Origin of the sequence: Mycobacterium alsense (assembly GCF_002086635.1) — a bacterium.
Lineage (GTDB): Bacteria > Actinomycetota > Actinomycetes > Mycobacteriales > Mycobacteriaceae > Mycobacterium > Mycobacterium alsense.
Window position 1 is genome coordinate 1 of sequence record NZ_MVHD01000051.1, and the last position, 13,158, is coordinate 13,158.

A 13,158-nucleotide genomic window follows, 5' to 3' on the forward strand; every position below is an offset into this window, starting at 1 on the left:
CCATCCCCCTAATCCGCCCCGACCCCCTGACTCGCGGTAACTTATCAGTGGTAACTGACAGGTGTCAAACAACATTACCCTCAAGTAACGTCTGCGGTGGGCCGTTGGTTCAACGAGCTCCCCAAGCGCTTGAGCCTTCCGGCCCGAGCGCGCGGCGCCCTCGCCGTCCCGACGGCATCTGAGCCGTTCAGCGGCCAAATCCGGTCCCCGGGCCCGACAAACCTACCGGCGAGTAAATTGCCACGATTTTCCGAATCGTGACTCAATGATTCCTTAGAGGAAACCCATACGCTCAGTGTCATGTGGATCGACGACTCGAGTGCCGACGTCATCAAGGCTGACTTCGAGGCCCTCTACCACGGCGACGTGCTGGTGGAAGGTGAGACCTCCGAGCAGTTCGAAGACCCGCACCCGCTGCCCACGGCCAGCTGACCGCCATGAGCGTGCTAGCACGGCTGCTGATGGCCGAACCCGCGATCACCCGATGGTTTCGTCGGTAAATACTTCTCAATCCGAAAGCCCCCCGCGACGCGGGGGGCTTTCGTTTGGTCGGGTCAGCGCGGGGCCATGCGGATCGCGCCGTCGAGCCGGATGACCTCGCCGTTGAGCATCGGGTTTTCGACGATGTGCACGGCCAGCGCCCCGTACTCGTCGGGGTCGCCCAGCCGGGCCGGGTGCGGCACCTGCTTGCCCAGCGAGACCTGGGCCTCCTCGGGGAGCGAACCCAGCAGCGGCGTCTTGAACAGCCCGGGCGCGATCGTCACCACGCGGATGAGCTCGCGCGACAGGTCGCGCGCGATCGGCAGCGTCATGCCCACCACGCCGCCCTTGGACGCGGAGTAGGCGGCCTGACCGATCTGGCCCTCGAACGCCGCGACCGAGGCGGTGTTGATGATGACGCCGCGCTCCTCGCCGTTGGCGCCGACCGGTTCGGTCTTGGCGATGCGCTCGGCGGCCAGCCGCAGCACGTTGAACGTGCCGATCAGGTTCACCCCGACCACCTTCTTGAACGCGTCCAGGGGGAACGGGCCGTCCTTGGACAGGGTCTTGATGGCGTTGCCGATGCCGGCGCAGTTGACGTTGATGCGCAGCGTGCCCATCGCCTCCGCGGCGTCCAGCGCCTTGCCGACGGCGGTCTCGTCGGTGACGTCGGCCTCGACGAAGCGCGCGCGGTCGCCCAGCTCGCGGACCGCTTCCTCGCCGCGCAGGTCCAGCACGACCACCTGCGCACCCCGGTCGAGTAGCCGCTTGGTGGTGGCCAGGCCCAGCCCCGAGGCGCCCCCGGTGACGACGGCCACGGCGTCCTTGATCTCCATGCGAGTCCTTCCCTCTTGTCCAGCCAACCAGTTGGTTGGGGACTATACCCAGTCCTTGAGTACCGCCTCGACGTCGGTCGCCGGCGCCGCCGGGTGGGGCGTGCCCGGCGCGGAGCGCGAGAACCGCGGCGCCGGCAGCGGCTGCAGGCCGCCGTCGACTTCGTAGAACGTGCTGCGCTCGGTGATGTGCGGCTCGGTCTGCACCTCGCCGAAGGCCAGCACCGGGGTCACGCACGCGTCGGAGTCGGCGAACACCTTGGCCCAGTGGTCGCGGTCGTGGCCGGCGAACTTCTCGGTCAGCACGGCCCGCAGCTCGGGCCACCGGGTGACGTCGTTCTGCGGGGGCAGGTCGGCGGCGTCGAGGCCCAGCCCGGCCAGCATGGCCGCGTAGAACTGCGGCTCGATGGCGCCGACGGCGACGTAGCGGCCGTCGGCGCACTCGTAGGTGTCGTAGTAGGGGGCGCCGCCGTCGAGCATGTTGGTGCCTCGCACGTCGGTCCACATGCCCGAGGCGCGCATCTGCCACATCATCTGGACCAGGACGCTCGACCCGTCGACCATCGCGGCGTCGATGACCTGACCTTTGCCGGAGCTCTGCCGCTCCCACAGCGCCGACAGGATCCCGACCAACAGGAACATCGAGCCGCCGCCGAAGTCACCGACCAGGTTCAGCGGCGGCACCGGGCGCTCGTTGACGCGGCCGATGGAGTGCAGGATTCCGTTCAGCGAGATGTAGTTGATGTCGTGCCCCGCCTGTTGGCTGCGCGGACCGGTCTGTCCCCAGCCGGTCATCCGGGCGTAGATCAGGCGGTCGTTGACCGCCGCGCACTGCTCGGGGCCGAGGCCGAGCCGTTCGGTGACGCCGGGGCGGTAGCCCTCGATCAGCACGTCGGCTTTCGCGATCAGCTTGAGGACGAGTTCGCGTCCCGGTTCGGACTTCAGGTCGGCGGTCACGATGCGCCGGTTGCGGCTCATGGCGTCCTTGACGACGCCGCTCGAACTGCCCGACGGCCGGTCGATGCGCACCACGTCGGCGCCCAGATCCCCCAGGATCATCGCGGCGTGCGGGCCCGGCCCGATGCCGGCCAGCTCGACAACCCGAAGTCCCTTCAGCGGTCCCGCCACGATCTCGACCTTTCGTCCGCACCGACGCCCGTTCGCTTCGCATCTTCGCAGCCGCCCCCGGCGGCCCCGCATCCCGGTCACCTATGGTGAGCCCATGCCGCAATCCGCGATCGACACGTTGTCCCCCGTCACCGGACTCGACGTCACCCTGAGCCACGGTGTGCTGTCGTTGACCATCGACCGCCCCGACAGCCTGAACTCGCTGACCATCCCGGTGATCACCGGTCTCGCCGACGCGATGGAGCGCGCGGCCACCGACCCCGAGGTCAAGGTGGTGCGCCTCGGGGGCGCCGGCCGCGGCTTCTGCTCGGGGGCGGGCATCGGCGCCGACGACATGTCCGATGGCGGCGGCGTCTCGCCCGACGAGATCATCCTGGAGATCAACCGGCTGGTGCGGGCCATTGTCGCCGTCCCGCGTCCGGTGGTCGCCATCGTGCAGGGTCCGGCGGCGGGCGTCGGGGTTTCCATCGCCCTGGCCTGTGACGTTGTATTGGCTTCGGACGCGGCGTTTTTCATGCTCGCGTTCACCAAGATCGGGTTGATGCCCGACGGCGGCGCGTCGGCGTTGATCGCCGCGGCCGTCGGCCGGATCCGCGCGATGCGCATGGCGCTGCTGGCCGAGCGGTTGCCCGCCGCCGACGCGCTGGCCGCCGGCCTGGTGACCGCCGTCTACCCGGCCGCGGAGTTCGACGCCGAGGTGGACAAGGTGATCGACCGGTTGCTGGCGGGCCCGGCGGTGGCGTTCGCCAAGACCAAGCAGGCGATCAACGCGGCCACCCTCACCGAACTCGACGCCACCCTGGAGCGGGAGTTCGAAGGCCAGTCGCGCCTGCTGGTGTCGCACGACTTCCTCGAGGGTGCAACGGCATTCCAGCAGCGTCGCGCCCCGAACTTCACCGACCGCTAAGCGCTTACTCCGGCCGGCGCTGGCAATCCTCCCCCATGGCGGGCCCCAATGGTTGGGCGAGGATCGAGCGACGAATGGAGAGCCGATGGCGGAAAGCGTTCGCTGTCTGGTAACCGGAGCGACGGGCTACATCGGCGCCAGGCTGGTGCCGCGACTACTCGACGAGGGTCACCGGGTCCGCGCACTGGCACGCAACCCGAACAAGTTGGCCGACGTGCCATGGCGCGGCCGGGCCGAGGTGGCGCGCGGCGACCTCGGTGATCTCGATTCGCTGGTCGCCGCGTTCGACGACGTCGACGTCGTCTACTACCTGGTCCACTCGATGGGGGCATCCAAGGACTTCGCCGCCGAGGAGGGACGCGCCGTGCGCAACGTGGTCGCGGCCGCTCACCGAGCCGGCGTGCGGCGCGTGGTGTACCTCAGCGGGCTGCATCCGGAGGGCGTCCGGCTGTCCGCGCACCTCGAGTCGCGCGCGGCGGTCGGTACGGCCCTCATCGACTCCGGCATCGACACCGTGGTGCTGCAGGCCGGCGTGGTGATCGGCGCGGGCTCGGCGTCGTTCGAACTCATCCGGCACCTCACGGACCGCCTCCCGGTGATGACCACGCCGAAGTGGGTGCACAACAGGATTCAGCCCATCGCGGTGCGCGACGTGCTGTACTACCTCGTCGCCGCGGCGACGGCGCGGGTGCCGATGGTAGAGAAGTCGCGGACGTGGGACATCGGCGGACCCGACGTACTCGAGTACGGCGACATGATGCGGGTGTACGCACAGGTCGCCGGGCTGGGCAAGCGGTACCTGGTCGTGCTGCCCTTCCTGACGCCGACGATCGCCAGCCTGTGGGTCGGGGCCGTCACCCCGATCCCACCCCGGCTGGCCCGGCCGCTGATCGAATCGCTGGAATGCGACGCGGTGATGCGCAACGCGGACATCGACTCGATCATCGACCCGCCACCGGGCGGCCTCACCCCCTACCGGCGCGCCGTCGAGTTGGCGCTCGACCGCGCCACGCGCGGGATCGACGCCGCCACCTGGGCCTCACTGCGGTCGGATCCCGCCGAGCCGCTGCCCACCGACCCGGACTGGACCGGCGAGACCAGGTTGGCGACCGTCCGGACGACGGAGGCGACCGCCGAGCCCGGAGACGTATGGCGAGCCGTCGAGGACTCGGTCGCCCGACGCCGGCTACGCAAGGGCTGGAGCGTGGCGGAGCGCGAACCCGGCAGCCGGCTGCTGCTGCGGGCCGGCCGCCGCCCGGTCGGCGAGCGGTGGCTCGACATCACGGTCGCGCCCCGCGACGGGGGCGGCAGCGAACTGACGCAGCGGACCCTGCTGCTGCCCGCCGGGCTGGTCGGGCTGTTGTACTGGGCGCTGTCGCGACCGTCGCGGAGCAGAGCGTTGCGCACCTTGGCCCGCGACGCCGCGGCGCCGGTCAAACACCGAACAGCGGGGGCAGGACGAGCACCATGACCAGGCCCCACACCAAATGGGTCAGCACCGGCGCCAGCACCCCGCCACTGGCCCGGCGTTCCAGCGCGCACACCGTCCCCAGGATGATCCCGGCGAAACCCAGCATCGCGTTCCCGCTGGCGAGGGTGGCAGCGACATACAGGATGGTCGAGACGACCACCGGATTTCGCCGCCCCAGCGCGGTGTAGAGCGCACCGCGAAAAAAGATCTCCTCGGCGACGCCATTGACCAAGGTGATCACCACGACGAGCCAGAACCATCCGCCGTGGGTGAACAGCAGCACCCGGCTGACCAATGCCGCAACGGACGGTATCTCGCGGGCGACCATGCCGCCCACCACGAAGGCGCCGCCGAGCAGCAGGCCGACGGTCGTCCCGGTGATGACGGGCCGCTGGTTGCGGCCGCGCCAGCAGATCCCCCCCAAATGCACAGGGCCCGAAACGAGTCCGCCGACCAGCCAGACGGCGGCCAGCGCCAGCGTCAGCCAGTAGAAACTGGACTCGCCCGGGTGGCGGCGCATCGAAAACCCCAGCACCACCGCGCCGAGCACCAGCGTGATGGCCACGACGACGCGGCGGCGCCGCACCACCGCGGGCGACTCGTTATGGGGCACAGCCACATTGGTGACGGCACGCCACAGCTCGGAGGCGACGCCGGCGCGGTACGGGGCGGCCGAACCGCTCACGCGGGCCGCACCCTCGCGTTCAGCGCCACCACGATGTCCAGCCCGGTGCGCAGCGCGCCCGCGAGCGGGCCCGGCACGCTGTCGACCAGCCGCAGGGTGGGTCTCGCGATGCGCGGGGTGATGGCGCGGGCGAGCCGGCGGATGCGCAGGGCGTCGCCGCCGGCCCACACGGGATCGCTGTCGGCCAGCTGATGGGGATCGGTCAGCGCGTTGACCGGCCGCGGCCGGCCACCGGTTCCGGCCAGCGCGAGGGTGATGGCGTCCTCGACGCCGAGCAACCCCCCGGGCGGGTCGGGCACCAGGTCGCGCAGGCCGCTGACCGAGGCCACCATCGGGTGGTCCAGCGACTCGACCAGGTCGGCGGCCAGCCCCGGGGGTACCGGCAGAGCGACCCCGGTGACCAGCGATGCCAGCGCCGTGTCGACCCTGCCGACTGGCAGGCCGGCGTGCCACCGACCCGAGACGCGCGCGTAGGTCTGGAGCAGCCCCCGGTACGAGGTCGTGGTGGGGCCGGAGATGTCGTAGGCGCCGGCGGGCACCAGGGCTTGGTCCGCCGCGGCCACCAGGTAATGCAACACATCGCGGATGGAGATCGGATCGATCGGGTTGTCCATCCAGCTCGGAATCGGGATGAGCGGGAACCGGTCGGCCACGTAACGCATCATCTCGAACGACGTCGACCCGGCGCCGATGATCAGTGCGGCGCCCAGCCACACCAGCTCCGGGCCGTCCTCGATCGTCAGGGCCTCGGCCACCTCGGCCCGGCTGGTCAGGTGCTCGGACAGCGCCTCGTCGGCGGGCACGAAGCCGCCCAGGTAGACGATCCGCCGAACGCCGGCGCCCCGGGCCGCCTCCGCGAGGTTCGCGGCCGCGGCCCGGTCGGCGTCGCGGAAGCCGGGCTGCCCGATCGCGTGTACCAGGTAATACACGACGTCGAGCGGGCCCGCGGCGTCCATCCCCGCCTGCGCCGACACCGGATCCGACGCGTCGAGGGTGACTGGTGCGACGTCGCCGAACCACCCGAAAGCCTTGAGCCGCTTTGGGTTTCGTGTCGCCGTAACGACCTGGTGCCCATTCGCCAAGAGCGCGGTGACGAGCCGCGATCCGACATAGCCGGTGGCGCCGGTGACGAGAATCCGCATACACCCGACACTAACCAGGCAATTGAACCGATGCGGTGCCGGCACCGTGAGCAGGACATGGAGGAGATCATCGGGGGCAGTTCCGCACGCGTGAGTGCCACAAAATCGACAGCAACTAAAACGACAGCAACAAAAACGACAGCAACAAGAACACCGAACACACCAGCTAGTCATCCGACCGTTTCGGGCGTGGCCGTCAAGTTCCCGCCCAACCGCTACACGCAGGAAGAGGCGGTCCGCGCGCTCAGCGGCTTCGCCGGGCCGGAATTCCGGCGGTTCGCCCGCAGCAGCGGCGTCGAGTTCAGGAACATCGCCATGCCGCTGTCGCGTTATGGCAAGCTCAGCGGCTTCACCGAGGCGAACGACACCTACGTCGAAACCGCGCTTGACCTGTGCGAACAAGCGTTTTTGGCGGCGCTCGACGAGGCGAAGGTCAGGCCCTCGGAGGTCGACATCGTGTTCTCGACCACGGTCACCGGCCTCGCCGTGCCGACGCTGGAGGCCCGCCTGGCCAACAGGGTCGGACTGCGCCAGGACGTCAAGCGCATCCCGCTGTTCGGCCTGGGCTGCGTGGCCGGCGCGGCCGGGGTCGCCCGCATGCACGACTACCTGCGGGCCTTCCCCGACCAGGTCGCGGCGCTGCTGGCGGTCGAACTGTGCTCGCTGACCATCCAGCCGCACGACAATTCCATGGCAAACCTGGTCGCCACCAGCCTCTTTGGCGACGGCGCGGCCGCGGTCATCGCCAAGGGCGGCCAACGCGCCGCCGCGGGCGCCGGTCCTAGGGTGCTGGCCACGCGAAGCCGGATCTATCCCGACACCGAGGGGGTCATGGGCTGGAAGATCGGCAGCGACGGCTTTCGGATCGTGTTGTCGGTCGACGTCGCCACGGTCACCGAAAAATACCTGGGCGACGACGTCCGCTGGTTTTTGGCCGACCATGGCCTGACCCCGCAGGACGTGTCGACCTGGGTGTGCCACCCCGGCGGCCCCCGGGTGATAGAGGCCGTCGAGAACGTGCTCGATCTGCCCGGCGACGCCCTCAACCACACGCGAAACTCGTTGCGCACCAACGGGAACCTGTCGTCGGTGTCGGTCCTGGACGTGCTGCGCGCCAACATGGCCGACCCGCCGGCGCCGGGGTCGATCGGGCTGATGATCGCGATGGGCCCGGCGTTTTGCTCCGAGCTGGTGCTGCTGGCCTGGTAGGGCTGGTAAAGACTGTAGCCATGTACTACCTGCTGGTCCTTGCGGTCGGGCTGGAGCGCCTCGTCGAGCTCGTGGTGTCCAAGCGGAACGCACAATGGTCTTTTGACCAGGGCGCCAAGGAATTTGGCCGCCCGCACTACGTGGCGATGGTCGCCATCCACACGGCGCTGCTGGTGGGCTGCGTCGTCGAGCCGTTGGCCCTGCACCGGCCGTTCCTGCCCTGGCTGGGCTGGCCGATGCTGGCCGTGGTGGCGGCCAGCCAGGGCCTGCGCTGGTGGTGCATCAAAACGCTGGGGCGGCGGTGGAACACCCGGGTGATCGTGTTGCCCGACGCGCCGTTGGTGCGCGAGGGCCCCTACCGGTGGCTGCACCACCCCAACTATGTTGCTGTGGTGGCCGAAGGGTTCGCGCTGCCGCTGGTGCACACCGCGTGGTTGACCGCGCTCGCCTTCACGCTGGCCAACGCACTGGTGCTCCGGGTGCGCCTGCGGGTGGAGAACTCGGCTTTGGGATACAAACCGATGACGGGCTACACGTGAGCGACTACGACGCCGACCTGCTGATCGTGGGCGGCGGACCGGGAGGCCTCGCCACCGCGTTGCACGCGCGCCGCCGGGGGCTGTCGGTGGTCGTGGCCGAACCGCGCGAGGGCCCCATCGACAAGGCGTGCGGCGAGGGGCTGATGCCCGGCGGCCTGGCCGAGCTGACGTCGCTCGGCGTGGACCCGGCGGGCATGCCCTTCCGCGGCATCGCCTACGTGAGCGAGCTCGGCGACAAAAACCGTCGGGCGGAGGCGCGGTTCCGCAGCGGGCCGGGCCGCGGCGTGCGGCGCACCACGCTGCACGCGGCGCTGGCGGCGCGGGCCAAAGAGCAAGACACCGAGTGGATTCGGGCCCGGGTGACCAACGTTGCGCAGGACGCGCGCGGGGTGACGGCCGCGGGTGTGCGCGCGAAGTGGTTGGTGGCCGCCGACGGGCTGCACTCGCCGGTGCGCCGCGCCGTCGGCATCAAGGCCACGGCCGGCAAACCGCGCCGCCACGGCGTGCGGTGGCACTTCCGCGTGCCGGCGTGGTCGGAGTTCGTCGAGGTGCACTGGTCGCGCCGGGGTGAGGCGTACGTGACGCCGGTCGAGCCGGACCTGGTCGGCGTGGCGATCCTATCCGGCGGGCGGCCCGACCTGTCCTGGTTCCCGTGGCTGGCCCGGCAGCTCGACGGCGCCGACCGCGGGCACGCACGCGGCTGCGGCCCGCTGCGCCAGGTGGTTTCGCGCCGCGTCGCGGGCCGGGTGCTGCTGGTCGGTGACGCGGCCGGATACGAGGACGCGCTCACCGGCGAGGGCATCAGCCTCGCGGTCAAGCAAGCGGCGGCGGCCGTCGACGCGATCGTCGAGGACGCGCCGGCGGCGTACGAGGCCGAGTGGCACCGGGTCACCCGCAGCTATCGGACGCTCACCCGCGCGCTGGTGCTGGCCAGCGCGCCGCCCGTGACGCGGCGCGCCATCGTGCCCGCGGCCGCGGCGTTGCCGCCGCTGTTCCGCTGGGGCGTGAACGCCCTGGCGCACTAGCGGGGCGGCCCGAGCAGACCGGGCCTAGCGGGCCTTCCAGACCGGTTCGCGCTTCTCGGCGAACGCCAGGGGCCCTTCCTTGGCGTCCTCGGACCGGATCAGGGTGCGCATCTCGCGCACGGTGCGCTCCCAGCCCGGCTCCTCGTCGACGATCAGGCCGTCGTCGACCCCGTAGGCGATGCGCTTGCTGGCCTGCACCGACAGCGGTGCGTTGACGGTCACCCGCGCGGCGAATGCCAGCGCCGCGTCGAGCACCGAGCCGTCCGCGACGACCTGGTTGATCAGCCCCCACCCGAGGGCGTCGGACGCGGTGATCGGCTCGCCGGTCAACAGCAGCTCGAGCGCGACCTTCCGGGGCAGCTGGTGGACGATCCGGAACACGCCGCCGGCCGCCGCGATGAGCCCGCGTTTGACCTCCGGCAGCCCAAACTCGGCCCGCTCCCCGGCGACCACCAGGTCGCTGGCGAGCGCGAGCTCGGTGCCGCCGCCCAGGGCGGTGCCGTTGACCGCGGCGATCGTGGGCTTGTCGATGAAGTGGTGCACGTATCCGGCGAAACCCCACTCGGCGTGGTCGGGGTGATACAGGTTCTCCCGGCGCGAGATGGCCTTGAGGTCGGCCCCGGCGCAAAACGACTTGTCGCCGGCGCCGGTGATCACTACCGCGCGCACTCCCGCGTCGTTTTGCGCTTGCTCCAACGCGTCCCCGACGCCGATGCTGACGGCCGCGTTGACGGCATTGCGGGCCTCGGGCCGGTTGATAGTGATGACCATGACGTCGCCGCGGTGCTCGACCAGCACCGCGGCCTCGCCGCCGCCCCCTTCCGGGGCGTTCGTCACAGCAGTTCCAGGATGGTGGCGTTGGCCTGGCCGCCGCCCTCGCACATCGTCTGCAGGCCGTAGCGAATTCCCTTGTCGCGCATGTGGTAGAGCAGCGTCGTCATCAGCCGCGCCCCCGACCCGCCGAGGGGGTGGCCCAGCGCGATGGCACCGCCGTTGGGGTTGAGTTTCTTCTCGTCGGCGCCGATGTCCTTCAGCCACGCCAATGGGACCGGCGCGAACGCCTCGTTGACCTCATAGGCCCCGATGTCGTCGATGCTCAGGCCGGAGCGCTTCAGCGCCTTCTGGGTCGCCGGGATCGGGGCGGTCAGCATGATCACCGGGTCGGCCCCGGCCAGCGTCGCGGTGTGCACCTTGGCGATCGGCTTGAGGCCCAACGACTTTGCCTTCTCGGCCGACATGAAAAGAATCGCGGCCGAGCCGTCGGAGATCTGCGAGGAGTTGCCGGCGTGGATCACGCCGTCCTCCTTGAACGCCGGCTTCAGCGACGCCATCTTTTCCATCGGGGTGCCGCGGCGGATGCCCTCGTCCTTGAGTACGACGTTGCCGTCCTGGTCCTTGATGCCCACGATCTGGTCATCGAAGGCACCGGAATCCTGTGCGGCGGCGGCCTTTTCGTGCGACCCCAGGGAGAACTCGTCGAGCGCGGTGCGGCTCAGCCCCCACTGCTCGGCGATCATCTCGGCGCCGATGCCCTGATTGGGCGTCTGGCGGTACCGGTCCTTGAAACCCTGCGGGTATGGGTTGCCGCCGTTGGCCAGCGTCGCGCCCATGGGGGTACGAGACATCGACTCGACGCCGCCGGCGACGACGACGTCGTAGTGCCCGGCCACAACGCCGGCCGCGGCGAAGTGAACGGATTGCTGGCTCGACCCGCACTGCCGGTCGACGGTCACGCCCGGTACGGTCTCGGGCCAGCCGGCGGTCAGCAGCGCGGTGCGCCCGATGTCGAGGGTCTGCTCGCCGGCCTGCATGACGCAGCCCCAGATCACATCGTCGACGATCGCGGGGTCGATGCCGGTCTTGTCGACCAGCCCGTTGAGGACCTGCGCGGACAGGTCGGCCGGGTGCACCCCGGACAGACCGCCGTTGCGCTTCCCGATCGGTGAGCGGACCGCCTCGACGATGACGGCTTCAGCCATGAGATGTCTCCTTTGACGCTAGGACTTCAGACGGGTGTCAAGAAGTCGGCCTTGCCTCGATTGTCAACCAACGCGTTGGGAGGGCAGAGACCGGGGTGGCCTATCGACCGCCGCGCCCAGACGACGGTTGCCAGGGCGCTGAGTGCGCGCCCGGGCGGCGAACACCATCGGACGCCGAGATTGCCCGCCGAGTCAGCCGGCGGGGTACCCGACCGACTTGATCTCGGTGTACTGGTCGAAGCCGGCGACACCGTTCTGCCGCCCCACGCCGCTGTACTTGTAGCCGCCGAACGGCGTGTCGGCGCCATAGGGCGCGCCGCCGTTGGCGCTCATGAAGCCGGCCCTGATTCGACGGGCCACCGCCAGCGAATGCTCCACCGAACCGGACATCACGTTGCCGGCCAGTCCGTACATGCTGTCGTTGGCGATGCGGATGGCGTCCTCCTCGTCGTCGAACGGGATGACGCACAGCACCGGGCCGAAGATCTCCTCTTGGGCGATGGTCATCTTGTTGTCGACGTCGGTGAAAAGCGTTGGCCGGACGTAGAATCCCTTGTCGAACCCGGTCGGCGCATCCGGTCCGCCGACCAGCGCGGTGGCGCCCTCTTCGACGCCCTTGCGGATGTAGCCCATCACGCGGTCGCGCTGCTTCTCCGAAATCACCGGGCCGCAGAGCGTTCCGGGGTCTTGCGGGTCGCCGCAGGTGACGTTCTCGTAGATGCCCTTCAGGATTGCCACGCCCTCGTCGTAGCGCGACCGCGGCAGCAGCAGCCGCGTCGGGTTGGCGCAACCCTGCCCGGCGTGCATGCACGGCGCAATGCCGATCGCGCAAGCCATCCCGAAGTCGGCATCTTCCAAGACGATGGTGGCCGATTTGCCGCCGAGCTCGAGGAAGAGCCGCTTCATGGTCGCCGCACCCTTTTCCATGATCCGCTTACCGACCACCGTCGAGCCGGTGAACGAGATCAGGTCGACCTTGGGCGACAGCGTGAGCTCCTCGCCCACAAAGTGATCCGACGCGGTCACCACGTTGACGACACCGGCCGGGATGTCGGTCTTCTCGGCGATCAGCCGGCCCAGCCGGGTCGCGTTGAACGGGGTGTTGGGCGCCGGCTTTAGCACCACCGTGTTGCCGGTGCCCAGCGCCTGGCCGAGCTTGTTGATGGTGACCTCGAACGGGAAGTTCCACGGCACGATGGCCCCGACCACGCCGACCGGCTCACGCCACACCTTGACGCCGGTGTTGGCGCCGGTGAGGCTGACCACCCGGTCGCCGAGCTCGGTCTCCCACGCGTACTCGTCGATCAGCCTGGCCGGGTACCTCAGCCCGTCCTGAAGCGGCGCGTCCAGTTGCGGCCCGAAGGTGATGGCCCGCGGCGAGCCCACTTCGAGGATGAGCTCCTCGCGCAGCTCTTCCTTCTCGGCTTCGATCGCATCGTGCAGCTGCAGCAGGCAGCGCTTGCGCAGCTCGCGGTTCGTCGACCAGTCGGTCTCGTCGAAGGCCCGCCGGGCGGCGTCGATGGCCCGGTGCATGTCCTCCTTCGACGCGTCGGCGACCTCGCCGAGCGGCTCCTCGGTCGCCGGGTTGATGTTGGTGAAGGTGCCGGCCTGGCCGTCGACGAGCTTGCCGTCGATCATCATCTTCGGCTCGAACCGGACCTTTACAGTGTCAGTCATTCCTGTCACTCTCTTCTGGATCGTTGAGGGGCTAAGTAAGTTTTATGGAGAGCCTTACTGGAAACTAGCCGATTGGCAAGGTG

The 13,158-nt window shown here is 69.8% G+C and carries 13 protein-coding genes; 6 read left to right on the plus strand and 7 right to left on the minus strand.

The annotated features are described in order from the left end of the window. The first annotated feature begins 300 nt into the window (after positions 1–300). Positions 301–432 (plus strand): hypothetical protein, encoded by a 132-nt coding sequence (locus tag BST11_RS29005; RefSeq protein ID WP_120313685.1) that lies wholly within the window; start codon positions 301–303, stop codon positions 430–432. A 122-nt stretch (positions 433–554) separates the two neighbouring features. On the opposite strand, the gene BST11_RS21795 is transcribed toward BST11_RS29005, so the two are convergent. Both BST11_RS21795 and BST11_RS21800 read right to left on the minus strand, forming a co-directional pair. Next, entirely contained in the window at positions 555–1,316 is a 762-nt protein-coding gene (locus BST11_RS21795; RefSeq protein ID WP_067325240.1) for a 3-hydroxyacyl-CoA dehydrogenase, read from the minus strand. A 42-nt stretch (positions 1,317–1,358) separates the two neighbouring features. Further along, positions 1,359–2,441: a CaiB/BaiF CoA transferase family protein gene (locus BST11_RS21800; protein WP_083140084.1), complete on the minus strand. Its 1,083-nt coding sequence runs from the start codon at positions 2,439–2,441 to the stop codon at positions 1,359–1,361. A 94-nt stretch (positions 2,442–2,535) separates the two neighbouring features. Between BST11_RS21800 and BST11_RS21805 the strand changes: the two genes are divergently transcribed. Both BST11_RS21805 and BST11_RS21810 read left to right on the plus strand, forming a co-directional pair. Beyond that, positions 2,536–3,348: an enoyl-CoA hydratase gene (locus tag BST11_RS21805; protein ID WP_083140085.1), complete on the plus strand. Its 813-nt coding sequence runs from the start codon at positions 2,536–2,538 to the stop codon at positions 3,346–3,348. Between the two features lie 85 nt (positions 3,349–3,433). Beyond that, positions 3,434–4,819, plus strand: coding sequence for a DUF2867 domain-containing protein (locus BST11_RS21810; protein WP_083140086.1), 1,386 nt, complete (start codon positions 3,434–3,436; stop codon positions 4,817–4,819). Here the strand turns inward: BST11_RS21810 and BST11_RS21815 are convergent. Together BST11_RS21815 and BST11_RS21820 are read right to left on the minus strand one after the other, a co-directional pair. Then, entirely contained in the window at positions 4,782–5,504 is a 723-nt protein-coding gene (locus tag BST11_RS21815) for a CPBP family intramembrane glutamic endopeptidase (RefSeq protein ID WP_083140087.1), read from the minus strand. The two genes, BST11_RS21810 and BST11_RS21815, sit on opposite strands and share 38 nt — an antisense overlap. Continuing rightward, positions 5,501–6,646, minus strand: coding sequence for an NAD(P)H-binding protein (locus BST11_RS21820; protein WP_083140088.1), 1,146 nt, complete (start codon positions 6,644–6,646; stop codon positions 5,501–5,503). Before BST11_RS21820 ends, BST11_RS21815 begins: the two co-directional genes overlap by 4 nt. Before the next feature lie 57 nt (positions 6,647–6,703). On the opposite strand from BST11_RS21820, the gene BST11_RS21825 reads away from it, so the two are divergent. The 3 genes from BST11_RS21825 to BST11_RS21835 are packed head-to-tail and all read left to right on the plus strand — an operon-like array spanning position 6,704 to position 9,419. Further along, positions 6,704–7,855, plus strand: a complete 1,152-nt coding sequence (locus tag BST11_RS21825) for a type III polyketide synthase (protein WP_083140089.1) — start codon at positions 6,704–6,706, stop codon at positions 7,853–7,855. Positions 7,856–7,875: 20 nt separating this feature from the next. Then, on the plus strand, positions 7,876–8,394 hold the full coding sequence (locus BST11_RS21830; protein WP_083140090.1) for an isoprenylcysteine carboxyl methyltransferase family protein: 519 nt from the start codon (positions 7,876–7,878) through the stop codon (positions 8,392–8,394). Beyond that, the gene (locus BST11_RS21835) at positions 8,391–9,419 is read left to right on the plus strand and encodes an NAD(P)/FAD-dependent oxidoreductase (protein WP_083140091.1); all 1,029 of its coding nucleotides are present in this window, start codon (positions 8,391–8,393) and stop codon (positions 9,417–9,419) included. The genes BST11_RS21830 and BST11_RS21835 overlap by 4 nt, the downstream gene beginning before the upstream one ends. Positions 9,420–9,443: 24 nt before the next feature. On the opposite strand, the gene BST11_RS21840 is transcribed toward BST11_RS21835, so the two are convergent. The 3 genes from BST11_RS21840 to BST11_RS21850 all read right to left on the minus strand — a co-directional run bounded on the left by BST11_RS21840 (position 9,444) and on the right by BST11_RS21850 (position 13,075). After that, positions 9,444–10,190, minus strand: coding sequence for an enoyl-CoA hydratase-related protein (locus BST11_RS21840; protein WP_244897744.1), 747 nt, complete (start codon positions 10,188–10,190; stop codon positions 9,444–9,446). Between the two features lie 62 nt (positions 10,191–10,252). Next, positions 10,253–11,398, minus strand: coding sequence for a thiolase family protein (locus BST11_RS21845; RefSeq protein ID WP_067325272.1), 1,146 nt, complete (start codon positions 11,396–11,398; stop codon positions 10,253–10,255). A 192-nt stretch (positions 11,399–11,590) separates the two neighbouring features. Beyond that, positions 11,591–13,075, minus strand: coding sequence for an aldehyde dehydrogenase family protein (locus BST11_RS21850; RefSeq protein WP_083140093.1), 1,485 nt, complete (start codon positions 13,073–13,075; stop codon positions 11,591–11,593). Between the last annotated feature and the right edge of the window lie 83 nt (positions 13,076–13,158).

Bases quoted from the DNA above. Each gene is read 5' to 3' on its own strand.
- BST11_RS21845 (WP_067325272.1), bottom strand. From the start codon at position 11,398: ATGGCTGAAGCCGTCATCGTCGAGGCGGTCCGCTCACCGATCGGGAAG.
- BST11_RS21840 (WP_244897744.1), bottom strand. From the start codon at position 10,190: ATGGTCATCACTATCAACCGGCCCGAGGCCCGCAATGCCGTCAACGCG.
- BST11_RS21820 (WP_083140088.1), bottom strand. From the start codon at position 6,646: ATGCGGATTCTCGTCACCGGCGCCACCGGCTATGTCGGATCGCGGCTC.
- BST11_RS21795 (WP_067325240.1), bottom strand. From the start codon at position 1,316: ATGGAGATCAAGGACGCCGTGGCCGTCGTCACCGGGGGCGCCTCGGGG.
- BST11_RS21850 (WP_083140093.1), bottom strand. From the start codon at position 13,075: ATGACTGACACTGTAAAGGTCCGGTTCGAGCCGAAGATGATGATCGAC.
- BST11_RS21810 (WP_083140086.1), top strand. From the start codon at position 3,434: ATGGCGGAAAGCGTTCGCTGTCTGGTAACCGGAGCGACGGGCTACATC.
- BST11_RS21805 (WP_083140085.1), top strand. From the start codon at position 2,536: ATGCCGCAATCCGCGATCGACACGTTGTCCCCCGTCACCGGACTCGAC.
- BST11_RS29005 (WP_120313685.1), top strand. From the start codon at position 301: ATGTGGATCGACGACTCGAGTGCCGACGTCATCAAGGCTGACTTCGAG.
- BST11_RS21825 (WP_083140089.1), top strand. From the start codon at position 6,704: ATGGAGGAGATCATCGGGGGCAGTTCCGCACGCGTGAGTGCCACAAAA.
- BST11_RS21830 (WP_083140090.1), top strand. From the start codon at position 7,876: ATGTACTACCTGCTGGTCCTTGCGGTCGGGCTGGAGCGCCTCGTCGAG.